We start from the raw sequence: 25,072 nt of genomic DNA, 5'->3' as shown, positions 1-25,072 counted from the left end.
ACCAAATTTCCATGCGCGCAGGATTGCAAATATGCCACGGTCACTTGAAATTCAGACGGATTCCTTCCCCATAGCGGGCACATTCTCGATCTCGCGGGGCGCCAAAACGTCGGCAGACGTGATCCTCTGCATAATCCGGGAAAACGGGTTTGCCGGCCGAGGCGAATGCGTTCCCTATCGCCGTTATGGCGAGACCATGGAAAGCGTGGCAGCACAGATCGAAGCGGCAAAGCCGTTGATTGAAGCCGGCCTGACGCGAAAGGAACTTCAGCGAGCTATGCCTCCCGGCGCCGCGCGCAATGTCGTTGACTGCGCCCTCTGGGATCTGGAAGCCAAGAGTTCGGGCGAAACCGTGATCATGGCGCTTGGCCTGGCGCAGCCGCAGCCGCTGACGACCGCCTTCACGATCTCGCTCGGCGAACCTGACGTCATGGCTGCACAGGCGCGCGCAAACGCCGATCGGGCCCTCCTGAAGGTCAAGGTCGGCACCGGCGATGACGAAAGCCGTATCCGCGCGGTTCGCGAGGCAGCGCCCAATGCGGCGATCATCCTCGATGCCAATGAGGGCTGGCCTGACGAAACGCTTGAGCATCATCTGCGCATCGCTGCCGATATGGGCGTCGCCTTGGTCGAACAGCCGCTGCCGGCCGGCAAGGATGAATTTCTGGCGGAGATCCGTCGTCCCGTCCTCGTTTGCGCGGATGAAAGCGTCCACCATACCGGGGACCTCGCCAGCCTTCGCGACCGCTACGACGCGATCAATATCAAGCTCGACAAAACGGGTGGCCTCACGGAGGCGCTTGTGATGAAGAAAGAGGCGCAACGCCTTGATTTCAAGATCATGGTCGGCTGCATGGTCGGCACGTCGCTGGCAATGGCGCCAGCCGTGCTGCTGGCCCAGGACGCCGAGTTCGTCGACCTCGATGGACCGCTGCTGCTTGCTCGCGACCGCGAACCGGGACTGCGTTATACGGCCTCTCTCGTTTTCCCGCCGGAAACGACGCTCTGGGGCTGAAGATAGTAAGCCGCGATAACCAGCCCGAGACCGGTCAGGGCGACGAGTGCCATCACGTAGTAGCTTGCGAGGCCGAGCCAAGCGTAGATGTAACCGGAGGCGATGGTCATCAGCCCCATGAACATGCCGTTGTAGAAGAAATACGCGCCCTGCGCCGACGATTCCTGCGTCTCCTGCACCGAGGCGACGATACGTGTCTGCACGCCCGTATGCACGAACGCATAGGTGCAGGAATGCATGCACTGAAGCAGGAAGAAGCCCCAGAACCCCCAATGCATCGGGAACAGAATCCAGCGACACACGCTGACCGCCGCCCCGAACCGGATTAGCGTCCAGGCGCTGAACCGGCGGTTCAGCCGGCGGGAAAGAAAGAAGACGGTCACTTCGGCCGCAACGCCAGCACTCCACAAAACGGCGATCTCGGTGCCGGAAAAGCCGAGTTCTCGCCAGTAGAGGGATGCGAAGGCCTGCAGCACCGCGTGGCTTGACTGCTGGATTGCGACCCCGATCAGCAACGCCAACAAATGGGGCTGGCGCAGAGAACTCCCCGTTGCAGCCGAGATATCGACAGGTATCCCGCGCCTGCGCGTCGGGCCGATCCGGGGACAATAGATAGCCATCACAACAGTCATAACAAAGCCAAAGGTCATGACAGGCAACACCATCTCGCCACCCCAATGCCCGATCAGCTGCCCGCCGATCAGAGTGGAGACGATGAACGCTACCGACCCCCATACCCGCATGGAGCCGTAATCCAGACCCCAGCGCCGCACTCCGGAGATCACGATCGATTCGACAACCGGGACATAACAGGCAAAGGTCGCTCCCTGGATCGTGTAGACGATCAGCACCGGCCAGAATGTGTTCGTCCAGTAGAGCGCGATGGCTGTCAGCAGCGACAGGACTCCGGAAAACAGCAGCACATCCGCTCGCTCCCTCATCCGGTCGGCATACATCGCCACGATCGGGGCGACGAGCACGCGCACGACCATCGGCACCGCGAGGATGACGCCGATCTCGTGGTCGTTGAATTCGTGCTGTGCAAGCCACATCGGAAAGAAGGGCAACGCAACGCCATTGACGAGCAGGGGCGCGCAGTAAGACAGGGCACTGAGAAGCCGAAAGCGCGGCGGGGCGCCCTCGCCTGTCTGAGGGTTTTGAGCGGGAATCATTAGGTGGACCTGCAGGAAACTGAACGCTGCCTATCACGTCAACCTAAGGGCGACTATGGCAAGAAATTGCCCGATTGAAACGTTTAAAAAAATAAATAGGGCCTGTCGCAAAGACACAACGGGCTAAACTGATGCATTGAATTGCTGGCTTGGGAGATTGCGCCTAAGCGGCTTGCCGGGCGACGTCCTTTTCGCGATGCCCGATCGCCATCGGGACCGCCTGCGTACCGCTCATGGAACGCCATTCGATCAATTCAAAGGCGCCGTCTTGATGCTCGGCGATCGCCGTACAGCTTTCGACCCAGTCTCCAGTGTTGATGTAACGGATCCCGTCCATGTCTTCCATGACAGCGTGATGAATGTGGCCACAAATCACGCCGTCCGCACCGTGCTTACGGGCTTCGTCGGCAACGACGCGCTGGAACTCGCCGATGAAGTTGACTGCATGCTTCACCTGAAGCTTGGCCCATGCGGAAAACGACCAGTACGGCATCCCCATCCGGCGACGGATTGCTGCTAGGCCAATATTGATTATGATCGCCATGTCGTATGCCCAGTCGCCGAGATAGGCGAGCAGGCGGGCGTTGCGCACCACGACGTCGAACTCGTCGCCATGCAGCACGAGGTACTTCTTGCCGTCGGCCGCTTCGTGCATGATGCGCTCGGCAACCTCGATGCCACCGAAATGGGTGCCTGGAAAGTCACGAAGGAATTCGTCGTGATTGCCGGGGATATAAACCACCCGCGTGCCCTTGCGCGCCTTGCGCAGCAGCTTCTGGACCACGTCGTTGCAATCCTGCGGCCAGTACCAGCTGCGCTTCAGTCGCCAGCCATCGATGATATCGCCGACGAGGACGATGGTATCGGCCTCGTGATGCTTGAGAAAATCCAACAGGAAGTCCACCTTCGCGGCCTTGGAGCCGAGATGCACATCGGAAATGAAAAGCGTACGGAAGTGCCGCGTATCCATATTGTCCCTCACAAGCATCCTGCTCGTGTCCCATGGTTCACCTGACCTTCCAAAACCAGAGTCGTGTTTCAGGAAGATGACATCCGGTTGTCACGCCCGATTTTCCCGGTCTCTACAGACCTGCGCTCCCCCCACGGCAGATTTGCGCTGTTTTCGCATTTCGAACGGAAATTCCGACTGTTCGACCATCCCGTTTGATGTATTGAAGGCAGTTCAAAGACAGCATGCGGCAGCCGGAGGCGATGATGGATCATCACGAAAAGTCCAAGACGGAAAAGAATTTGGCAGGTGGAAGCCTCGACGAGCAGGCGCTCTACTTCCATCGCTATCCGCGTCCGGGCAAGCTTGAAATCCAGGCAATCAAGCCGCTCGGCAACCAGCGCGACCTGGCGCTGGCCTATTCCCCCGGCGTCGCAGCACCCTGTCTCGCCATCCGCGACAATCCCGAGACGGCCGCCGACTATACCTCGCGCGCAAATCTCGTAGCGGTCATTTCCAACGGTACGGCCGTTCTCGGCCTCGGCAATATCGGTCCGCTGGCATCAAAGCCGGTCATGGAGGGTAAGGCCGTCCTCTTCAAGAAGTTTGCCAACATCGATGTCTTCGATATCGAGGTCGATGCAACGAGTGTCGATCAGATGGTCTCGACCGTCGCCTCGCTCGAGCCGACCTTCGGCGGCATCAATCTCGAGGACATCAAGGCGCCGGAATGTTTCGAGATCGAGCGCCGCCTCCGCAAGACCATGAAGATCCCGGTTTTCCATGACGACCAGCATGGCACGGCCATCATCGTCGCTGCGGCGATCCTCAATGGCCTGGAACTGGCCAACAAGAAGATCGACGAGGTCAAGATCGTCGCTTCGGGCGCGGGTGCCGCTGCCCTCGCCTGCCTCAACCTCCTCGTCACGCTGGGCGCCAAACGCGAGAATATCTGGGTCCACGACATCGAAGGCCTGGTCTACGAAGGCCGTACAGAGTTGATGGACAAGTGGAAGAGCGTCTACTCCCAAAAGAGCGACACGCGCACGCTTGCGGAAAACATCGGTGGCGCCGACGTATTCCTTGGCTTGTCTGCCGCCGGCGTGCTGAAGCCGGAACTGCTGGCGCAGATGGCCGAAAACCCGCTGATCATGGCGCTCGCCAATCCGACGCCGGAGATCATGCCCGATCTCGCCCGCGCTGCCCGCCCCGATGCAATGATCTGCACCGGTCGCTCCGACTTCCCGAACCAGGTGAACAATGTTCTTTGCTTCCCCTACATCTTCCGGGGTGCTTTGGATTGCGGCGCGGTCACCATCAACGAAGAAATGAAGATGGCTGCCGTGCGCGCCATCGCGGCACTTGCGCGGGAGGAGCCGTCCGACGTCGCCGCCCGCGCCTATTCGGGCGAAACGCCGGTCTTCGGCCCGAACTACCTGATCCCTTCGCCCTTCGACCCGCGCCTGATCCTGCGGATCGCCCCGGCGGTCGCGAGGGCTGCCGCCGAAAGCGGTGTCGCCCTGCGTCCGATCACCGATTTCGACGCCTATCTCGACCAGCTCAATCGTTTCGTCTTCCGTTCGGGCTTCATCATGAAACCGATCTTTGCTGCGGCGAAGAATGCCGAGCGCAAGAGGGTCATCTTCTCGGAAGGTGAGGATGAACGCGTGCTGCGCGCCGCGCAGGTGCTGCTGGAAGAAGGCATTGCCGAACCGATCCTGATCGGCCGCCCGCAGGTCATCGAAACGCGCCTCCAGCGCTACGGCCTGCGCATCCGCCCGCTTTCGGATTTCGACGTCATCAACCCGGAAGACGATCCGCGCTTCCGCGAATATGTCGATCTCTACTTCTCGCTGGTCGGGCGTCGCGGCGTCATTCCGGAGGCCGCCCGCACGATCGTTCGTACCAACACGACCGTCATCGGCGCGCTGGCGCTGAAGCGCGGCGAAGCCGACGCTCTGATCTGCGGCCTGGAAGGCCGTTACGAGAAACATCTGCGCGACGTTCGCCAGATCATCGGCAAGCGGCATGACGTCTGCGACTTCTCGGCACTCAGCCTGCTGATCTCGCAGCGCGGAGCCACGTTCTTCACGGACACCTACGTCACCTTCAATCCGACTGCGGAAGAAATCGCCGAGTCCGCGGTTCTCGCCGCCGAGGAAATCAAGCGCTTCGGCATTACGCCGCGCGTGGCCCTCGTTTCCCACTCGAATTTCGGCTCGCGTGAATCCGAGAGCGCGACGAAGATGCGTGCTGCTCTCAAGCTCGTTCGCGAAGCAGCCCCGGAGCTTGAAGTCGACGGCGAGATGCATGGCGAGAGCGCGATCTCCGACGCCCTGCGCAAGCGCGTCATGCCCGACACGACCCTGCATGACGAAGCGAACCTGCTGGTCTTCCCGAACCTGGATTCGGCGAACATCACCCTCGGCGTCGTGAAATCGATGATCGACGGCTTGCATGTAGGGCCGATCCTGCTGGGCGCTGCGCTGCCGGCGCACATCCTGGCGCCCTCGGTGACCTCCCGCGGTGTCGTCAACATGGCTGCCCTCGCCGTCGTCGAGGCTTCACAGCCGGCGTGATTTGCGGCCGATCGAGAAAATGCGCTAAGATTCCGACTGCAGCCTGTTAAGACAAACGGGCTAGCAATGGAGGCGCGGCGGGACGCCGCGCCTTACGACCTGCTCACCGATGGGACGATGCCTTGAACCGCTGGATTCTGTCATTCGCAGCCGCACTTGTGTTGATCGGCCCGGCCCATGCCCAGGTGCCGGCGATCTGCGGAGACCTGCGTGCCCGCCTTGCCGATCTGCCGCAAATCATCGGCAGCACGCCCGAGGTGCGCAAATTCGCCAGCGCCATCGCCGAACAGAACCTTGAGCTTCGCAAGGTCCGTAGCGATCTCCGTCAGAACGGCTGCACAAGCGGCAGCATGGTCGTGATCGGCGACGATGACGGCTATTGCGGGGAGCTTGAGCGCGCGGAGAGCAAAATGGTCGGCAACATCCGTTATCTGCAGCAGCGGCGCGACGAGCTGCGTGGCCAAAGCGAGGATGTCCGCACGCGAAACGAGCTTCTTGCGGCGCTCGATGACAATGGCTGCAACGAGGAACAGTGGCCCGCCGACAGCGGCGATGGATATGCACCGCCTCCAAGCATTGAAGATCAGGCGCTGCGAAACGACACCTTCGTACCGCCGGGTGGCGATCCCGGCCAGCGCCGATACCTCCCCGGCATGTCGACGCCCTCTCATCTCAATACCGTCTGTGTGCGCACCTGCGACGGTGGCTTTTTTCCGTTAAGCTCGAATGCAACCTCGCAGGACTTCGCCCGCGATGCCGACACCTGCTCGAAGATGTGTCCCGGCATCGACACCGAGCTCTTTTATCATGACGTCTCCAGCACTGAGACTTCACAGATGATATCGGCGGCGACGGGCGCTCCTTACAGCGCAATGCCGAACGCTTTCGCCTACAAGAACCGCAAACCCGGCGAAAAATCATCCTGCAGCTGCGACCTCAACGCCTACTATGAGCGGATGCGAAAAAGCCAATCGATCAGCGAACCGCCGCAACAAGGATCGATCACCACGATCGAAACCAAGAAGCCCGAGCCAGCGAGCAAGGTCGCCGCCCCGGCTGCACCGCAGCCTCAGGTGCCGGACAGGCCATATGATCCGGCGACCAACAAGGTGCGCCAGATCGGTCCGCAATTCTTAGCCGGCGACCAAGGCACAATCGACCTCAAGCATCCGGCAAAGCCGGGCCCTCAGCCGCAGCAGCAATAGCCGCCCTCAGTCCGCTGGATTGTCCCAGCGATCCGTAAACACCAGTTCCTCCAGCACCAATCGCTGGCGCCATCCTTTGACGGCGAGTTCCGGCTGGTCATAGAGCCGGTCGACATAGCCGACGCAGAGCCAGGCAACGATCTCGACCCGATCAGGAACACCGAGGATGTCCTTGATATCGGACTCGTGAAAGATACTCACCCAGCCGACCCCCACGCCTTCGGCTCGGGCGGCGAGCCACAGATTCTGCACGGCGCAGACCGTGGAGTAGGAATCCATCCGCCGATTGTGCGTCCTGCCAAGAACGACATCGCCGCAGCGGTCCGGATCGCAGGTCACGCAGATGCTGAGCGGTGCGGTTCGGATGCCCTCAAGCTTCAGCGAGCGATAGAGCTGTTGCCGCCCGCCTTCAAACATCTCGCCGGCCTCGCGGTTGGCGCGATTGAAGGCCTGCCACGCGGCCTCCTTCACCTTGTCATCGCGCACCAGGATAAAATTCCAGGGCTGCATGAACCCAACGGACGGCGCGTGATGCGCGGCCGTCAGAAGCCTTTTGACGACGTCGTCCGGTATGGCATCCGGGAGAAACTCGGAACGCACGTCGCGTCGCGTCGAAATAGCCCTGTAGACGGCGTCGCGTTCCTCGGTCGAAAAGGCTGCGGCTCCCGACAGGGAGCCTGAATGGTCTGGTCGCATCGTCAATCCCCAACAACACAACCGCCCGCCGTCCACGCGGGTCAGTCTATGGTGTCGGGCCGGTCTTCTGACTTGGCGTCATCCGACTGCCGCGCCTTCCCGGTACTGGACCAGTGGCTCTTTGCGGCAGCCGTCAGCCTTACAGCGTTGGGCACGTTTCGGTCTTTCACCGAATTCCCGATTCTCCCGCCCGCGGCGGGCACCCGACGGACGCGTCTATGCCCATAAACCCTGGCCGACGCAATCCCTTAATCCGAGACGGGAAAGTAGCGCACATAGGCGAACTCATCACCTGACGGCGACCAGTTGGGCACGTTGATCGTTCCCTGCCCGCCGAAGAGATCGAAGAGCATCGTCAGGTTTCCGCCGTCCATGTCCATCAGCCGCAGGCGAACATCGAGATCGCGTGGATGGTCGAACACATCAGGATCGTAAGAAAGGATCAGAACCTTGTCGTTGTTGGGCGACGGATGGGCAAACCAGTTCCCATAGTTGTCACTGGTGACCTGCTCGAGACCGGTCCCATCGGGATGGATTCGCCAGATTTGCATGAGGCCGGTGCGGCTAGAATTGAAGTAGATCCATTGACCGTCGGCGGAATAGTCCGGCCCGTCATTGCGTCCCTCGCCGTGGGTCAGCCGCTTTTCTTCGCCGCCGTCAACGGAGATCGTGTAGATATCGAACAAATCGTTGCGGATGCCACAATAGGCGAGTTGCTTCCCGTCGGGCGACCAGCCGTGCCAATAGGATGGCCGATTTTGCGTCACCAGCCGCGGCGTACCACCTTCGGCCGGCAGCACATAAATCGTCGACTTCCCGAACTCGGTTTTGTCGGAGATGACGATCTGGCGGCCATCGGGCGAAATGCCGTGGTCGTTGTTGCAGGTCGTCGCAAAGCCGGTATCGACCTTGCCGACCTTGCTCGAACCATCAAGTGCGAGACGGTAGAGGAGTCCGTCGCCGTTCAACAGCAGATAGGTCCCATCCGGCGAAAAATTCGGCGCCTCAACGAGTTGCGTGGTTTGCCAGACGACGCGCGCCTCGCCTGTCCTGATGCTGTAGATCTCAACGGAACTGCGCAATCTGAATCCTCCTAAGCATCGAATCCGCCAGACCTACGACGGCTCGCCACTCAGCACAAGCAAATGCGCCTGACCGAGAATCTGCTCTGGAGGTAGTTCCTGCGTGATGGGCGTTTTATCCACCGATCACAAATGCAGGAAACCTAACGGTTCATCTAGCATTCATGACGAAGATGTGACAGTTCGACGAAGCTTCTATGACGTCGGAGTTTTCCAGTTGATCGCGTTGGTAATGAGGTCTGCAGCGGCAGCGCGTTTTGCGTCGCTTTCCACCGATTTCGGGGGAAGCGCTCGGTCGCCCGCCCTACGCACCGCACTCAGCGTTGCTTTTTGTGCCCTGCTTGCGCTCCTTGCCACCGCCACTGTGGAGATCATTGCCCGCGATGGGTTGGCCGACGTCCGCGAATTCCTGACATCGCCTGTGCGTCCGGGGATGACGACGGTTGTGATGTTGACTGTCCTGATGCTGTCGCTCGATGCAGTCCTGGGCCGGCGGTTCATTTCGGCGCTGATCGTTCTTCCGCTTGTGATCGTCCCCGCCATCGTATCCAACCAGAAGCAGCACTACCTTTCGGACCCGCTTTATCCATCGGACGTCCTTTTCGGGCGGCAGATCATGGAACTGCTCCCTGTGATGGTGCGCGACCGCCCCTGGACGGCCGTTGCGATGCTTGTCGGCATCGTCTTGTCCGTTACCGCGATTGTCTTCCTCTGGCGCTTCGCCTGGCGCAACTTCCCAAAGCTCCCAAGGGCCTCTCGCGTCCGCCGGCTTTGCGTCGGCCTGCCCGTTATCGCGGCTTTCGGGTCCTTGATGGACTATTCCCAATATTCCTTCATCCGTGACCGCCTGCAGGTGGTTCCGATGATGTGGGACCAGAAGGAAAACTACCGCAGCAACGGCTTCATCCTCGCCTTCATCTTCAACATTCCGATGGCAGACGTGGCAGCGCCTGTCGGCTTCGGTACAGAGGCGCTCGACGCCATCCCCGGCCGCAACTACGGCTACCTCAGCGGGCCACGCGAAAAGCCCGACGTGATCATGCTGATGAGCGAGTCATTCTGGGATCCGACCCGCCTGAAGACGCTGAGCCTGTCGCCAGATCCTATGCCGACGATCCGTGCAGAGCAGTCCGGCTATGTCTTCTCGCCGGAGTTTGGCGGCATGACCGCCAATGTCGAATTCGAGGCGCTGACAGGTTTCTCCAACGCCTTCCTGCCATACGGCAGCATTCCCTACCAGCAATACATTCGTCGTGATGTTCCCTCGCTCGCCACGTTCTTCCGTGGCGAAGGTTACGCGGCGCGGTCGCTTCATCCGTTCAGCGGCTGGTTCTGGAATCGCAACGAAGTTTACAAGGACTTCGGCTTCGAGCAGTTCCGCTCCGAAGAAACCCTGCCTCCCATGGAAAAGCGAGGCATCTTCGCTTCGGACGAGTCGCTTATGAAGGAGATCATGAACGAGGCTGACGGCATGGATCGCCCGTTCTTCTTCTTTGGTGTCACCTTGCAGGGACATGGCCCCTACGAACCGAACCGTTACGCCCACAACACTATCGACATCAAGGGCAACCTGAACGATGCCGACCGCGCCACCCTTGGCACCTATACGCAGGGTGTCAAGGAAGCCGACGACAGCCTCAAGATGCTGATGGATTGGGCAGAAAAGCGCGACCGCGAAACGATCATCGTGCAGTGGGGCGACCACCTGCCCCCGCTCGGCAATGTCTACATGGCGACCGGTTACATGCCGGACCAGGTTGCCACCCGCAAGGCATCAGTGAGCGTCATGAAGCAGGAACACGAGACCCCGCTCGTCATCTGGTCGAACAAGAAGGGCAGCAAGAAGGATGTCGGCACCATCAGCCCCTCACTGCTTTCGTACCACCTCCTGAAGTTCGCCGGCTTCGAGCATCCCTACTACACGGGCTTCCTCGGCCGCGTGCAGAAGAAGTACAGCGTCATCGACCGATATCAGCTCATTGCCCGCGACAACACGGCATCTCCCGATTGGGTCCTGAAGCCGAAGAACCTCGATCCCCTCGTCCGGGACTATCGATACCTCCAGCATGACATCATGTTCGGCAAGGCTCAGACGCTCGAGCGGTTCTTCCCGCAGCATGCCTGGCTCTATGCGCAAGGCACATAGAAAAGCGGCACAAGCCCGCATTGCAATTTGAAAACATTACGGAATACTGGCGCGCGAGCGATCTAGCATTCGGAGTCGGCCATGCATAACCTATCGGACCTCATCCACCATCACTTCGACAAGCCGGCCGACGAACTCGGCGAGATCGAAAGGCGCGTTCTCGCGAAGGCGCACGAGCGGAAGATAATCTCGACCGATATCAATGCCGCTCTTCAAGCCGAATCTTCCTCCGGCCAGCGCTTGGCAGATACGATTGCGCGTGTTGGCGGCTCGTGGAGCTTTATTATTGCTTTCCTGCTCTTCCTGGTCTTCTGGTGCGTTGTAAACACCATTGTATTGCTGACGCGCGCCTTCGATCCCTATCCGTTCATTTTCCTCAATCTCGTGCTTTCGATGCTGGCGGCGATCCAGGCTCCGATCATCATGATGTCGCAAAACCGCCAGGCGGAGCGCGATCGTTTCGAGGCGGCAAAAGACTATGAGGTCAATCTCAAAGCAGAACTGGAAGTTCTATCCCTGCATCAGAAGATTGACATGCGCGTGCTCACCGAAATTGCAGCATTGCGCGAAGACATCGAGCGTTTGAACCAGCGTCTGCCCAGTTGATCGAAGGATCCGGGATCGCTTGAATTTAACTATACCAATCGATTAACGATCCGCTAACCAAGTCCCGCATTGAAACATCGACGCAAATGTTGGAGGAGCAACGGGAACCAATCCGATCCGACAATACGATACGATGCTCACTGGCCGACTGCATACACGCGACGAAATCCTTCATCACCCTCTGTTTCTGTCGATCGAACGCCAGATCGCACTCCACCTTATCGACATTCACAAGCGCGCTCCTCGCCTTGCCCGCCTCGCCGCCTCGCACCAAAAGTGGCTAATGACGCAAACGCTGTTTGCCATGCATGCCGGACGAGACCGAGGCAACCCACGTTCGGGGCTCACGGCCGGCCGCATGATGCAGGTGGCCAAAGAGTTCGATCTCGCCAGTAAGAATACGGCTGCGTCGTTCCTTGCAGAACTGATTGCCTATAAGTTCCTGCGGGATGCTGCCGATGAAACGCCCGACCGGCGCCTGCGTCGCCTCGAGACGACCGAGGCGAGCGAGGAGGCCATGGCCTCCTGGTTCCAGGGCCATATGGCCTGCCTCGATCAACTCGACGGCGGCAATCGCGCAAACCTGACCGCTGACACCCCGCGGCTCTTCCTTCTCGCACAGCCGCGAGCTGCGCGTGCCCTTATCCAGGATCCGGTCTGGAAGGAACCCCGGAGCAGCATCGGGCATTTCCTCTGGTCGGATGTCGGCGGCCTCGTGCTGCACGATCTGATCAGCCGCCTGCCGGACGACGCGCGGGAGCATGATCGCACTCTGCTGAAAGGCGTGACGATCAGCGAAATCGCGAGCGACTTCGGCATCTCCCTCACCAACTTGAAACGGATGTTCAAGAAAGCAGAAACGGACGGCATGCTCGGCTGGGAAAACCCGCGCAACCGTGGCACGCTATGGCTTTCCAAGACATTCATCGAGGACTATTTCCACTGGCAATCCGCAAAGTTTGCCGAATTGGACAGCGCTATCCACTGGGCGGCCGGCCAAATCCGCTAGAGCATTCCGCCGATGCGAACTCATACGGAGCGACGTCCGATACGGTAGTCAGAGCGCGCCACCCGCCACCATCGTATAAAACAAAAAAGCCCGGCATCAGGCGGGCTTTTTCTTCTATTTTCGATCAACCGTTGACGGCCATGCGCTTTTCGTCGCGCCCGCCCTTCATGCGCTCGGCCAGCAGGAAGGCCAGTTCGAGCGCCTGGTCAGCATTGAGACGCGGGTCGCAATGCGTGTGGTAGCGATCGTGCAGATCCTCGGCCGTGACGGCGCGGGCGCCGCCGGTGCATTCCGTCACGTCCTTGCCGGTCATCTCGATGTGGATGCCGCCCGGATGCGAACCTTCTGCACGATGGATCTGGAAGAAGCTTTCGACTTCCGACAGGATCCGCTCGAACGGACGCGTCTTGTAGTTGTTCAGCGTGATCGTGTTGCCATGCATCGGATCGCACGACCAGACGACCTTGCGCCCCTCGCGCTCGACCGCGCGGATGAGACGCGGCAGATGCTCGGCAACCTTGTCGTGGCCGAAGCGGCAGATCAGCGTCAGCCGGCCCGCTTCGTTTTCCGGATTGAGAATGTCGATCAGGTTCAGAAGATCGTCCGCCTGCAGAGACGGACCGCACTTCAAGCCGATCGGATTCTTGATGCCGCGGCAGTATTCGACATGGGCATGGTCTGCCTGGCGCGTGCGGTCGCCGATCCAGATCATGTGGCCCGAAGTCGCGTACCAGTCGCCAGACGTCGAGTCGACGCGCGTCAGCGCCTCTTCATAGCCAAGCAGCAAAGCTTCGTGGCTGGTGAAGAAGTCCGTCTCGCGCAGGCTCGGATTGTTTTCCGCGCTGATGCCGATCGCCTTCATGAAGTCCATGGTTTCGCTGATGCGGCCGGCAAGCTTGCGGTAGCGCTCACCCTGCGGGCTATCCTTGACGAAGCCAAGCATCCACTGATGGACGTTCTCGAGGTTCGCGTAGCCACCCATTGCGAAGGCGCGCAGCAGGTTCAGCGTAGCGGCCGACTGGCGATAGGCCATAGCCTGGCGCTCCGGGTTCGGAATACGTGATTCTTCCGTGAACTCGATGCCGTTGATGATGTCGCCACGGTAGCTCGGAAGCGACACGCCATCCTGCGTCTCGATGCCGGAAGAGCGCGGCTTGGCGAACTGCCCGGCGATGCGGCCGACCTTGACCACCGGCAGCTGTGCCCCGAAGGTCAGGACGACGGCCATCTGCAGGAACGCACGGAAGAAGTCGCGGATGTTGTCGGCGCCATGCTCGGCAAAACTCTCGGCGCAATCGCCACCCTGCAGCAGGAAACCGTTGCCTTCTGCAACGTTGGCGAGATGCTTCTTCAGCCGGCGTGCTTCACCCGCAAAGACAAGAGGCGGATAGGATGCGAGCTGGGCTTCCGTTGCTGCCAATGCGGCCTGGTCCGGATAGTCCGGAACCTGCTGGATCGGTTTTTGCCGCCAACTACTCGGTGTCCAATTCTCTGCCATCTTACTCACCTGCTCCACCATCCGGTCAGTCCGGATGTTCCGTCCTAAAAATGTTGGGCGGCTTATAACCCTTTAGTGCCATCTTGCATAGCGGCGTTCCGCTCTTCGACACTGAGGATTAAATCGGCGACCACGCGCGATATAAAGGAATTCGGTGACGTATTTTCAAACAGAAAACGTACGATCAACGATCACTATACCAAGACGGTTTGTGTCCAATTTAAGCTTGTCTCGGAAAAACGCCGGCAATTCTAATGAGGCGTCATACAGGCGCTCTTCCTCAACGTGATCCGCACGCCCCACATCACCAGCTGCTGGCGTCAGACATGAACACCGTCCCGAATGCGATAGCTCGGGGCATACATTGTGACGAGCTCTTCCGCGGCCGTCGGATGCACGGCCATCGTCCGGTCGAAATCGTCCTTCGTGCAGCCCGCCTTCAGCGTAATTCCAAGGATCTGGGCCATCTCACCGGCGTCGTGGCCGAGGATATGCGCGCCCACAACCTTTTGGCTGGCAGCGACCACAATCAGCTTCATGATCATCTTCTCGCCACGCCCCGACAGCGTCGCCTTCAGTGGACGAAACTGCGCACGGTAGACCTCGAGCTCCTTGTAGCGCTTGCCCGCTTCCTCCTCGGTCAGCCCTACGGTACCGATCTCGGGCTGCGAGAAGACCGCCGTTGCGATCGTCTCGTGATCGGGCTTGGTCGGATTGTCCTTGTACTCCGTCTCGATGAAGCACATTGCCTCGTGGATCGCCACCGGCGTCAACTGTATCCTGTCGGTGACATCGCCGAGCGCATAGATGTTCGGGACGTTGGTGCGAGAATAGTCGTCGACCACCACCGCTCCGCGCTCGTCGGTCTTCACACCGGCGGCTTCCAGGCCTAGGCCTTCCGTATTCGGAATGCGCCCGAGCGCCAGCATCACGACATCGGCAACCAGCGTGCCGTTCTTCAGCGTCTCGACGGAAAGACGACCGTCCTCTTTCGATACCTTCTGCAGCATATCATGGCAGAGGATGCGGATGCCCTTGGCGGTCATCGCCTCGTGCAGTCCCTGGCGGAGGTCCTGATCGAAGCGCGACAGAATCTCGGCGCCGCGATAGATCAGCGTCGTCTCGACGCCGAGGCCGTGAAAGATATTGGCAAACTCCACCGCGATATAACCGCCACCCGCAATCACAATCGCCTTCGGCAGCTCCTCCAGATGGAAGGCCTCGTTGGAGGAAATGCAGAGTTCGTTCCCAGGCAAAGCCGCGTGCGGGTTCGGGCGGCCACCGGTCGCGATCACGATGGTCTTCGCGGTCACCGTCTTGCCGGTATTGACCAACCGGACCGTATGCGCGTCGACCAATTCGGCACGTGTTTCCAGGATTTCGGCGTTGGCGCCGGCCAGTCCCTTCTTGTAGAGCCCTTCCAGTCGCGCGATCTCGTTGTCCTTCGCGGCAATCAGCTTCTTCCAGTCAAACGAGCTCTCGCCGACCGTCCAGCCGAAGCCAGCGGCATCCTCGAAATGTTCATGGAACTGAGCCGCATAGACAAAGAGCTTCTTAGGCACGCAGCCGCGGATCACGCATGTTCCGCCGTAGCGGTACTCCTCTGCGATCGCGACCTTCTTACCGAGCGAGGCTGCAACGCGGGCGCTTCGCACACCGCCTGAGCCACCGCCAATGACAAAGAGATCGTAATCGTAGGACGTCATGAGAAACTCCGGATGGAATCGGCTGGTGAGGTGAAAGTGATATAGTATTGGCGGCCGCAAAAACAAAAGCCCGGACGGTGCCGGGCTTTTGATCTGTTATTCGCGCCTTCTTACGGCTTCGGCTTTGCAGCAGCCGGTGCAGCTGGCTTCGGCGCGGCCGTCGCAGCCGGGTTCGCCGGATCGGCAGCCGGTGGCGGGGCCTTGATGACCTTCACGAGTTCAGCGCTCGTCTGTTTCTGCAGATCGCGCGAGATGCCCTGCGCCCAAATGTCGGCGGCCTTGACGGTTTCGCGCGAAGCGATCGGGCCATCCTTGAGCAGCTTCTTGCCAACCGGCGAGTTGTAGAACTCGGCGATCGCGTTGAGTTCCTCGACGGAGAATGCCTTGGCATAGGTCAGCGCGGCTTCCTTCTCGAGATCGGCGCGACGCGGTGCAAGGGCCAGTGCCTGCTTGTCGACCTCAGCGGTGATCGCATCCTGGTAGTTCGGCGAGTCCTGGATGAGATCGGCCTTCAGGCGCTCAGCCAGTCCGGGCAGGATGTTGTCGAACTGCGCGGTGGCGCCGATCGCGTCGATCGCAGCGCGGGCCGCCTTCAGCTGCTCCGGAGAGGCTTCCTGCGCATGTGCGGCAAAGCCGAATGCTACGCCTGAGAAAATAACGGTCGCAGCAGCAAAACGGCCAAGACCTGCAAATTTAATCATGAGTTTCAATGCTCCTGTTACCTGTTCGCCCGCAGCGTGCGTGCGCCTGCTGGACCTGCAATGATCGCAAGCGCCGCCATTTTTAGAAAGAGCCCGTGTTCAACGACTCCGGGTATTGAATTCAGCTCGTTTGAAAGCGCCTCTGCATCAGGAATGCGGCCAAAAGATGCATCCAGGATGTAGTGGCCGCCGTCCGTCATGAAGTCTTCGCCACCGGATTGGCGCAGCGTCAGGCTGCCGCTCAACCCAAGCTTCGAGGCCTTCTTTTCGATCGCCATGCGTGTCGATACGAGTCCGAACGGATTGACCTCAATCGGTAGCGGAAATGCGCCAAGTGTCTCGACCAGTTTGCTCTCGTCGGCAATCACGATCATGCGCTGAGATGCCGCAGCGACGATCTTCTCGCGCAGCAGTGCACCGCCGCCACCCTTGACGAGCGTGAGGTCGGAATCGACCTCATCCGCGCCATCGATCGTCAGATCGAGTTCCGGCAGTTCATCCAGTGACTTCAGCGGTACGCCGAGCTCGACGCAAAGCCTTGCCGTGCGTTCGGAGGTTGGCACGCCTTCGACCTTGAAGCCGGTTGAAACCTTCTCTGCGAGCAGCCGAACAAACTCTTCGGCAGTACTCCCGGTTCCGATTCCAAGCCGCATGCCATATTCGACATGAGCGAGTGCGGCCTCGGCGGCCTTGATCTTCATTTCGCGGGCATCCATGCGCCGCTGACTCCGAATTATTGCGTTGGATGTGCTGTTTACACGGCTCGCTTGCCAAACGAAAGCCAAAAGAGCGTAATGATTTTTGAAAAGCCGTGGGCATTTGCAACTCGTCGCCTTTGCCGGCAAATATTGCTTTTCCGGTCCTCATCACCTACTGCCGATGACATCTTTTCTGAAAGGCGCAATCCTTGACCCCTGCCCTTGTTGTATTCGATCTTGACGGAACACTGCTCGATACTCACACCGATCTTGTTGAGAGCCTGAATTATACGATCGCGGCAATCGGTGTGGCGCCGGTCAGCTACGACGACCTCACGCATCTCGTCGGACATGGCGCCAAGGTCATGATCGAGCGGGCCTGCGGTCTTCGAGGACATCCGTTGGCACAGGAACAGCTTCCTGCCCTGCTCAACCGCTTCATTGCGCACTACACCGACAACATGCCGGGACATACCGCGCCTTACCCCAGCCTGGTCGAGGCAATGGATCAACTGAAGAGTGCCGGCTGCAAGCTTGCCGTTTGCACCAACAAGCTCGAGGGCCTGGCGCGCAACCTGATCGAGAAGCTTGAACTCACCCATTATTTCGATGCCATTGCCGGCGGCGACACCTTCACCGTCAGGAAGCCCGACGCCCAACATCTTCTCGGAACCATCGAGCGCGCCGGCGGCGATGTCCGCAGGACCGTCATGATCGGCGACAGCGTCAACGACATTCTTGTTGCCCGCAATGCCGGCGTCCCTTCGATCGCCGTGCCGTTCGGCTATTCCGACGTCCCCGTCGAGACCCTCGGGCCAACGAGCGTGATTACGCATTTCAAGGAGTTAACTCCTGCCCTGATCGACGAATTGATCGAGGACTTCACCTCGGCAACGCCGGCGGCGGCGGCAGGCTGACGCAAAAGAAAAGGCGGCCCGCGGCCCAGCCCCTAACCCGATCGCGCGAAAAAACCCTCGCGAAACCCTGACCTACGCAAGGAGGTTTTGCGACATGCCCAGCCTCGACTATGGACTCTTCTTTTGCAGAGGCGCAGATTCAGGATACAAGGCGCAAGTTGCAAATCGTCCGATGCCGCATGCGTGATATGCGCAACTGATACATGATTGGCTCGCGATAGTTCCAAGTGGGTTGCGCATAGCCCGCATGTCCCTGTTCAGGTGACCGACGAATGGACGGTGCGACTGCGTTCCAGAACCGTCACGGAGGGAAATATGCCTGATTTCCAGCGCAGAAAATTTCTCGTTCAAGGTAGCACGGCGGCGCTCGCCGGGATGGCCGGTCTCAATTCTTCATCTCCTGCGTCCGCGGCTCCGACGGACGAGCTCGTGGCCGCTGCCAAGGCAGAGGGCCACCTCACCGTTGTCGGCCTGCCTCGCGACTGGTGGGGATACGGGGACATCATCGACGGTTTCAAGGCGAAATACGGCCTTGGTATCACCGAACTTATGCCCGATGCGGGATCGGCCAAGGTGATCAATACCATCAGAAATGCGAGGGACACAGCCGACCCGCAAGCGCCGGATGTCATCGACGTCGGTCTGCCTTTCGCCTTATCGGCGAAGAGGGACGGCCTGCTGCGGCCTTACAAGGTGGCGGCGTGGGAAGCCATTCCGGACGCAGCCAAGGATCCTGATGGATACTGGTACGGCGGCTACTACGGCACGCTTGCCTTCGAGGTCAACGCGGATATCGTGACGACGATGCCGACCGATTGGGCGGACCTCGCCTCGCCGAAATACAAAAATGCCGTGGGTCTCGCCGGCAATCTGACATCAAATCAAGCTATCCAAGGCATTTTCGCTGCGGGCCTGTCAGCTGCTCACGGGAACGCGGACGAGGCAGCCGATCAGGGGCTGAGCTTCTTTGCAGACCTCAGCCGCCGCGGCAACTTCGTTCCTATCGTCGGCGGCCTTGCTTCGCTTGAGGACGGGCGCACGCCTATCCTCGTTCGCTGGGACTACCTTGCAGCTACTGATCGGGAACGATCAGGAGGACGAACCAGGATTGAGATCGTGAGGCCGAAGACGGGCATCGTCGGTGGCGTCTATGCCCAGGCCATCAGCGCGTTCACTCCGCATCCGAACGCAGCCCGATTGTGGATGGAATACCTATACACTGAGACGCGGGCCTTCCTGAATAGCGGGTATGCGCCTGCCGACTTGGAAGGAAAGCTGGCACGGGTTCAGCATTCTGGTACCGAAGTCTACCCGCTCTTCCCAACACAGGAAGAACTCGATAGGGCAAGGGAGATCATCACCAACGGGTGGGGAGACGTCGTCGGAGTGCAAATCCAGTGTCTCCCGTGCGGAAGCCCTTCCGGTATCCCAATGGTTTTCAGTGAAGGCACCATCGGACAGCGCACGATGTCGCGGTAGCCGATATGGTTTTGATCGCCATGCCATTCGACTATTCCGACATCCCGTCGAGATCCACGGAGCCTGCACAGATCGACGAATTGATCGCGGAGCTTGCTTCCGCAACGCGCGCAGCGGCGGCAAGCCGATCGCAAAAAGAAAAGGCGGCTCCCCGGCCGCCGTCATATCATCGGCGCGATCAAATCTGCGCGTCACGCGCCTTCGTCGTCGCATCGAAAGCCTTCTGCACATAGGCGTCGCGGCCGTATACGTCATCGAAATACTGGATGACACCATCCTTGTTCGGCCAGGCCGTGAAGTAAGCCACGTAGACCGGGATCTTCTGCGGAACCTGCAGGGCGTGGTTCTTGCCCGTGGCAATCTCCTTGCCGATCTGGTCCACCGACGTGTTCAGCACGGCCGCTGCCATCGCGCGTGGCTCGGCAAGGCGGACGCAACCATGGCTGAGGGCGCGCATATCGCGTTTGAAGAAGCTCTTCGAAGGCGTGTCATGCATGTAGATGGCGTGAGCATTCGGGAAAAGGATCTTGAGTTCGCCAAGCGCATTGTCGTCGCTCGGCGGCTGGCGCACGGAAACGTTGGTCGTCGAGCCGTACCAGTCGACGCTGGACGACGCCACGGCGCGACCGCCGACTGTTACCTCATAGCCCATCCGGTCCAGATAGCTCGGGTCGGAGCGCAGGCGCGGCAGCATCTCGTTGATGATGATCGACTGCGGCACACCCCAGAAAGGATTAAACTCGACCGTCTCGATCTGATCCTGGAAGAAGAAGGTCTGGTGCGACGGCTGACCGATCACCACGCGCATCGACAACTGTTCCTTGTTGTCGTTGTGGTAGTAGACCATATAGGCCGGCTGGTTGATGAAGACGTAGCGCGAGCCGAGGTCGGCCGGCAGCCAGCGGGCCTGCTCCAACGCAACAATCAGCTTCTCGACCTTCGATGCGTTGCTGTCGCCGCCAGCCATGATGCGGACCGTCGCCTGGCCGATAACGCCGTCCGGCTTCAGTCCATGTTCCTTCTGGAAACCTTCAACGAGCGAAACGATCTCAGGCGAATATTCGGTGCTGCCCGTATAGGCGGAGAGCGTACTCGCATGTTCCGCCTTGAGCGCGGCCGAGCCATGCTTGCCGATCGCCTTCACGATGTTCGGGATTTCGGACGAGTTGTCGCCCGGCCGAAGCAGGCCGCTCAGCGCGATATCGATGCGCTCTTCGCTGGCTCCCTCTGCGCGCAACTTCGCCAGTTCGCCTTCGAGTGCAACGAACTGCGGCGCATCCGGCGTACGGCTTCTGAGATAGGCCGGGGTATCCGGGCTCATGCGGGCGAGCTTCAGCACCGGCGCAAGGTTCACGTCCTTACGCTTGAAATCGTGATAGCCGGAGAGCTTGTTCGGATCGACGCGACCACGAACTGTATCCTGGACATAGGCGAGCACCTTTGCGGACAGTTCCAGTTCAAACTGCGTCAGGGCGCGGTCACGGACTGCCGGATCCGGATTGGTCGGATCCTCCGCCGGCACCTGGACCGCATAGTCGGCCGGGTCGAGACCGACCGAAGCGGCATCCGCCAGAACGTCCATCGCCGCCTTGGCACGATCGTTGACATCCGTTCCGGCGAGCCAGACCAGCGGATTCTTCACATCGCCGTAATAGGCCTCAAGCGCCCTGGCGACTTCGACGGGGGCGCGCACCTTCGCCTCGATAAGGAAGCGGCGCTGTACCGACGGCGTTGCCTCGGTCGCAGCCGACGCATCGGCAACTGCCCCGGTGACGACAGGATCGGTAAATTTACCGGTATCGACGAAGCGCATCGCATCTGGCTGATAGGTATAGTAGCGCGGGCTCGAAACCTTCGGCAGCGGCGCATCCGGAGCCGACTGAAGGAAGGACGGAACCGACCGCCTCGGATTGACAATCGTGCTCTGGGTGCGAGCGCGATCCCCGCGGATCATATCCATCAACGTGTAAGCCTGCGCGGGCGTGGAACCCATCGCAGCCATGCCGCAGGAAAGCGCTAGTGCGGAAGCCGCACCTTTCAGAAGGAATGTCATGCTTTTATCCAGTCCCAGTGTCATGCTGTCTTCAAATCGCGGGCAAAAACCCGCCTTAAAACTCGTTTCATCCGGCGCGAGCGTCACATGGCAGAAACTGGCCGCAGCCGCCAGCCTTGGGCCTCTCAACCCAAAGTAACGCGGAAAACGCTTATGCCGAGCCCCAGTTCACACAAAATAATGAAATTATTAGTTAATTTTTTACTTTATTTTCGCCTTCGGACACAGTGGCCAACGAGGCACTGAAATATAAAAATTTAGCCGTGTCTAAATGGCCACTGATCACCCGCCGATAACATGATTTATACATTCATATTTTGCATTTCCAGCAGTTTTCTTCGTCCCGTTTCGGACCTATAAGACCCATCTCCGAAGGCACCGCGACAGAAAGGCATGACCATGACCTCCACCCGCACCGAAACAGATACGTTCGGCCCGATCGAAGTACAGAACGACAGATATTGGGGTGCTCAGGCGCAGCGCTCGCTCGGCAATTTCAAGATTGGCTGGGAGAAGCAGCCGCTTTCGATCGTTCGCGCCCTCGGCATCGTCAAGCAGGCGGCGGCGCGTGCCAACATGGCGCTCGGTCAGCTCAATCCGGAGGTCGGCAACGCCATTGTCGACGCGGCGCAGGAAGTGATCGACGGCACGCTCAACGACCACTTCCCCCTCGTTGTCTGGCAGACGGGCTCCGGCACGCAGTCAAACATGAATGCCAACGAAGTGATCTCCAACCGTGCCATCGAATTGTTGGGCGGCGTCATGGGATCGAAGAAGCCGGTGCATCCCAACGATCACGTCAATATGAGCCAGTCGTCAAACGACACCTATCCGACGGCCATGCATATCGCCTGTGCGGAGCAGATCGTGCGCCACCTGCTTCCGAGCTTGAAGCACCTGCACGCCGCGCTCGACATGAAGGTCACCGAATTCAGCCACATCATTAAGATCGGCCGCACGCACACGCAGGATGCGACGCCGCTGACGCTTGGCCAGGAATTCTCCGGCTATGCAGCGCAGGTCGGCTCCGCCATCAAGCGCATCGAATTGACGCTTCCTGGCCTTTGCGAGCTGGCACAGGGCGGCACCGCGGTCGGCACCGGTCTCAACGCGCCTGTTGGATTTGCCGAGAAGGTCGCTGACGAGATCGCCGAAATCACCGGCCTGCCCTTCGTGACGGCCCCGAACAAGTTCGAAGCACTCGCCGCCCATGACTCCATGGTGTTCAGCCATGGCGCCATCAATGCGGCCGCCGCCGCGCTCTTCAAGATTGCCAACGACATCCGCCTGCTGGGCTCCGGTCCCCGCGCTGGCCTCGGCGAACTCGCCCTTCCCGAGAACGAGCCCGGCTCCTCGATCATGCCCGGCAAGGTCAACCCGACCCAGTGCGAGGCGCTGACGCAGGTCTGCATCCACATCTTCGGCAACAACGCGGCCCTCACCTTCGCCGATAGCCAGGGCCACTTCGAGCTCAACGTCTACAATCCGATGATGGCCTACAACTTCCTCCAGTCGGTGCAACTGCTCGGCGACGCCGCCGTTTCTTTCACCGACAATTGCGTCGTCGGCATCGAGGCGCGCGAGGACAACATCAAGGCCGGTCTCGAACGGTCCCTGATGCTGGTCACGGCGCTTGCTCCGAAGATCGGCTATGACAACGCCGCCAAGATCGCCAAGACCGCGCACAAGAACGGCACGACCCTGAAGGAAGAAGCGTTGGCGAGTGGCCTCGTCACCGTCGAGGAATACGACGCAATCGTTCGCCCTGAAACGATGATCGGCCCGAAGTAAGCCTGCCTCCTCGCTTGCTTGAAACAGTTGACACCGCCGTACCCGCGGCGGTGTTTTCCAGATTTTCATGACTAAAACAGACAAGTTTTAGAATTATTGCAATTGCGAAGACGCCCGAATAGATCATCTGCGATTTCGGTCCGCATGAAAGGTCCCTCGATGGCTGACGATCTTTTCCCCCTCAGCAAAGACTCCACCCAATACCGCAAGATCAGCAGCGACTACGTCTCTGTCGACAGCTTCAAGGGGCAGGATATCCTGACCGTCGAGCCGGAAGGCATCCGCCTCCTTGCCGAAACGGCCTTTGCCGACATCAACCATCTCCTGCGACCCGGCCACCTGAAGCAGCTCGCCTCGATCCTCGAAGACCCGGAGGCGACCGACAACGACCGCTTCGTTGCTTATGACCTGCTGAAGAACGCCAACATCGCCGCAGGTGGCATCTTGCCGATGTGCCAGGACACCGGCACGGCGATCATAATGGGCAAGAAAGGACGCCGCGTCTGGACCGAAGGTGAGGACTACTCGGCTCTCGCCAAGGGCGTCATGGACGCGTACGAGAAGAAGAACCTGCGCTATTCGCAGCTCGCGCCCATCAAGATGTTCGAGGAAAAGAACACCAAGAACAACCTGCCGGCGCAGATCGACATCTACGAGGAAGGCACCGACTCCTACGACTTCCTGTTTGTCGCCAAGGGCGGCGGTTCGGCCAACAAGACCTTCCTCTACCAGGGCACCCCGTCGCTCCTGACGCATGACCGGATGATCGACTTCCTTAAGGAGAAGATCCTTACGCTGGGTACGGCAGCCTGTCCCCCCTACCATCTGGCGATCGTCATCGGCGGCACCTCCGCCGAAATGAACCTGAAGACCGTCAAGCTCGCCTCGACGCGCTACCTCGACGATTTGCCGACCGAAGGTTCCGAGAGCGGCCACGCGTTCCGCGACCTCAAGATGGAGAAGGAAATCCACAAGCTGACGCAGCAGATGGGCGTCGGCGCGCAGTTCGGCGGCAAGTATTTCTGCCACGACGTCCGCGTCATCCGCCTGCCCCGCCACGGCGCATCCCTTCCGATCGGCCTCGGCGTTTCCTGCTCCGCCGACCGCCAGGCGAAGGGCAAGATCACCCGCGACGGCATCTTCGTCGAGCAGCTGGAGACCGATCCCTCCAAATACATGCCTGAGATCGACGAGTCGAAGCTGTCGGACTCGATGGTCCGGATCGATCTCAACCAGCCGATGAGCGCAATCCTGGCCGAACTCAGCAAGCACCCGGTCAAGACCCGCCTGTCGCTGACGGGCACGATCATCGTCGCACGCGACCTTGCCCACGCCAAGATCCGCGAGCGACTGGAAAAAGGCGAAGGCATGCCGGATTACATGAAGAACCATCCGGTTTACTACGCCGGCCCGGCCAAGACCCCGGCAGGCTACGCCTCAGGCTCTTTCGGCCCGACGACCGCCGGTCGCATGGATTCATATGTCGACCAATTCCAATCCTTCGGCGGCTCCATGGTGATGCTTGCCAAGGGCAACCGCTCCCGCGCCGTGCGCGAAGCCTGTAAGACACATGGCGGCTTCTACCTCGGCTCGATCGGCGGACCGGCTGCCCGCCTCGCGCAGGACTGCATCAAGAAGGTCGAGGTGCTGGAGTATCAGGAACTGGGCATGGAAGCCGTGTGGAAGATAGAGGTGGCAGACTTCCCGGCCTTCATCGTCACCGACGACAAGGGCAACGACTTCTTCCAGGAATTCAACCTCGGCTGATCG

General features: G+C 59.9%; 19 protein-coding genes and 1 riboswitch. Of the genes, 10 read left to right on the top strand and 9 right to left on the bottom strand.

The window, feature by feature from the left end; all coding sequences use genetic code 11:
- Positions 1 to 31: 31 nt before the first annotated feature.
- Positions 32 to 1,015, top strand: a complete 984-nt coding sequence (dgcA, locus tag C934_RS0100910; RefSeq protein WP_018854834.1) for an N-acetyl-D-Glu racemase DgcA — start codon at positions 32 to 34, stop codon at positions 1,013 to 1,015.
- Here the strand turns inward: dgcA and C934_RS0100905 are convergent.
- Positions 967 to 2,187: an MFS transporter gene (locus C934_RS0100905; RefSeq protein ID WP_018854833.1), complete on the bottom strand. Its 1,221-nt coding sequence runs from the start codon at positions 2,185 to 2,187 to the stop codon at positions 967 to 969. The two genes, dgcA and C934_RS0100905, sit on opposite strands and share 49 nt — an antisense overlap.
- Before the next feature lie 163 nt (positions 2,188 to 2,350).
- Positions 2,351 to 3,175 carry a UDP-2,3-diacylglucosamine diphosphatase gene (locus C934_RS0100900; RefSeq protein WP_018854832.1) on the bottom strand — a complete coding sequence of 275 codons (825 nt, stop codon included), beginning with the start codon at positions 3,173 to 3,175 and terminating at the stop codon, positions 2,351 to 2,353.
- 227 nt (positions 3,176 to 3,402) lie between these two features.
- Here C934_RS0100900 and C934_RS0100895 point away from each other — a divergent pair, with 227 nt between their 5' ends.
- Both C934_RS0100895 and C934_RS0100890 read left to right on the top strand, forming a co-directional pair.
- The gene (locus tag C934_RS0100895; protein WP_026371469.1) at positions 3,403 to 5,715 is read left to right on the top strand and encodes an NADP-dependent malic enzyme; all 2,313 of its coding nucleotides are present in this window, start codon (positions 3,403 to 3,405) and stop codon (positions 5,713 to 5,715) included.
- 122 nt (positions 5,716 to 5,837) lie between these two features.
- The gene (locus tag C934_RS0100890) at positions 5,838 to 6,920 is read left to right on the top strand and encodes a DUF2865 domain-containing protein (protein WP_018854830.1); all 1,083 of its coding nucleotides are present in this window, start codon (positions 5,838 to 5,840) and stop codon (positions 6,918 to 6,920) included.
- Positions 6,921 to 6,926: 6 nt separating this feature from the next.
- On the opposite strand, the gene bluB is transcribed toward C934_RS0100890, so the two are convergent.
- Positions 6,927 to 7,616 (bottom strand): 5,6-dimethylbenzimidazole synthase, encoded by a 690-nt coding sequence (gene bluB / locus C934_RS0100885; protein ID WP_018854829.1) that lies wholly within the window; start codon positions 7,614 to 7,616, stop codon positions 6,927 to 6,929.
- Positions 7,617 to 7,656: 40 nt separating this feature from the next.
- Positions 7,657 to 7,838, bottom strand: a riboswitch (cobalamin riboswitch).
- A gap of 26 nt (positions 7,839 to 7,864) precedes the next feature.
- Complete coding sequence (locus C934_RS0100880; protein ID WP_018854828.1) at positions 7,865 to 8,698, bottom strand: TolB family protein; 834 nt, start codon at positions 8,696 to 8,698, stop codon at positions 7,865 to 7,867.
- 217 nt (positions 8,699 to 8,915) lie between these two features.
- Between C934_RS0100880 and C934_RS0100875 the strand changes: the two genes are divergently transcribed.
- The 3 genes from C934_RS0100875 to C934_RS0100865 all read left to right on the top strand — a co-directional run bounded on the left by C934_RS0100875 (position 8,916) and on the right by C934_RS0100865 (position 12,459).
- Positions 8,916 to 10,844, top strand: coding sequence for an LTA synthase family protein (locus C934_RS0100875; RefSeq protein ID WP_026371468.1), 1,929 nt, complete (start codon positions 8,916 to 8,918; stop codon positions 10,842 to 10,844).
- Between the two features lie 81 nt (positions 10,845 to 10,925).
- Positions 10,926 to 11,450: a DUF1003 domain-containing protein gene (locus C934_RS0100870; protein WP_018854826.1), complete on the top strand. Its 525-nt coding sequence runs from the start codon at positions 10,926 to 10,928 to the stop codon at positions 11,448 to 11,450.
- 133 nt (positions 11,451 to 11,583) lie between these two features.
- Positions 11,584 to 12,459, top strand: a complete 876-nt coding sequence (locus tag C934_RS0100865; RefSeq protein WP_018854825.1) for a hypothetical protein — start codon at positions 11,584 to 11,586, stop codon at positions 12,457 to 12,459.
- 124 nt (positions 12,460 to 12,583) lie between these two features.
- Here the strand turns inward: C934_RS0100865 and C934_RS0100860 are convergent, their stop codons facing one another.
- The 4 genes from C934_RS0100860 to rpiA form a co-directional block, all read right to left on the bottom strand.
- A complete protein-coding gene (locus C934_RS0100860) occupies positions 12,584 to 13,957 on the bottom strand; it encodes a class II 3-deoxy-7-phosphoheptulonate synthase (protein ID WP_018854824.1) in 1,374 nt (457 codons plus the stop codon).
- 320 nt (positions 13,958 to 14,277) lie between these two features.
- Positions 14,278 to 15,663: a glutathione-disulfide reductase gene (gene gor, locus C934_RS0100855; protein ID WP_018854823.1), complete on the bottom strand. Its 1,386-nt coding sequence runs from the start codon at positions 15,661 to 15,663 to the stop codon at positions 14,278 to 14,280.
- Positions 15,664 to 15,773: 110 nt separating this feature from the next.
- Positions 15,774 to 16,364, bottom strand: a complete 591-nt coding sequence (locus C934_RS0100850; RefSeq protein ID WP_018854822.1) for a DUF2059 domain-containing protein — start codon at positions 16,362 to 16,364, stop codon at positions 15,774 to 15,776.
- 17 nt (positions 16,365 to 16,381) lie between these two features.
- Entirely contained in the window at positions 16,382 to 17,080 is a 699-nt protein-coding gene (gene rpiA, locus C934_RS0100845) for a ribose-5-phosphate isomerase RpiA (RefSeq protein ID WP_018854821.1), read from the bottom strand.
- Positions 17,081 to 17,271: 191 nt separating this feature from the next.
- On the opposite strand from rpiA, the gene C934_RS0100840 reads away from it, so the two are divergent.
- Complete coding sequence (locus C934_RS0100840) at positions 17,272 to 17,979, top strand: HAD family hydrolase (RefSeq protein WP_018854820.1); 708 nt, start codon at positions 17,272 to 17,274, stop codon at positions 17,977 to 17,979.
- 315 nt (positions 17,980 to 18,294) lie between these two features.
- Positions 18,295 to 19,458, top strand: coding sequence for an ABC transporter substrate-binding protein (locus C934_RS31520; protein ID WP_018854819.1), 1,164 nt, complete (start codon positions 18,295 to 18,297; stop codon positions 19,456 to 19,458).
- A 178-nt stretch (positions 19,459 to 19,636) separates the two neighbouring features.
- Here C934_RS31520 and C934_RS0100830 read toward each other — a convergent pair whose 3' ends face one another.
- Positions 19,637 to 21,511 (bottom strand): L,D-transpeptidase family protein, encoded by a 1,875-nt coding sequence (locus C934_RS0100830; RefSeq protein WP_018854818.1) that lies wholly within the window; start codon positions 21,509 to 21,511, stop codon positions 19,637 to 19,639.
- Between the two features lie 399 nt (positions 21,512 to 21,910).
- Here C934_RS0100830 and fumC point away from each other — a divergent pair, with 399 nt between their 5' ends.
- Both fumC and C934_RS0100820 read left to right on the top strand, forming a co-directional pair.
- Positions 21,911 to 23,302, top strand: a complete 1,392-nt coding sequence (gene fumC, locus C934_RS0100825) for a class II fumarate hydratase (RefSeq protein ID WP_018854817.1) — start codon at positions 21,911 to 21,913, stop codon at positions 23,300 to 23,302.
- Between the two features lie 159 nt (positions 23,303 to 23,461).
- On the top strand, positions 23,462 to 25,069 hold the full coding sequence (locus tag C934_RS0100820) for a fumarate hydratase (RefSeq protein WP_018854816.1): 1,608 nt from the start codon (positions 23,462 to 23,464) through the stop codon (positions 25,067 to 25,069).
- Positions 25,070 to 25,072: the final 3 nt, after the last annotated feature.

This window comes from Rhizobium sp. 42MFCr.1 (genome assembly GCF_000377185.1).
In the GTDB taxonomy this organism is placed as follows: domain Bacteria; phylum Pseudomonadota; class Alphaproteobacteria; order Rhizobiales; family Rhizobiaceae; genus Rhizobium; species Rhizobium altiplani.
The sequence above is the reverse complement of the archived record's forward strand: the minus strand, read 5'-3'. Positions and strand labels throughout refer to the sequence as shown.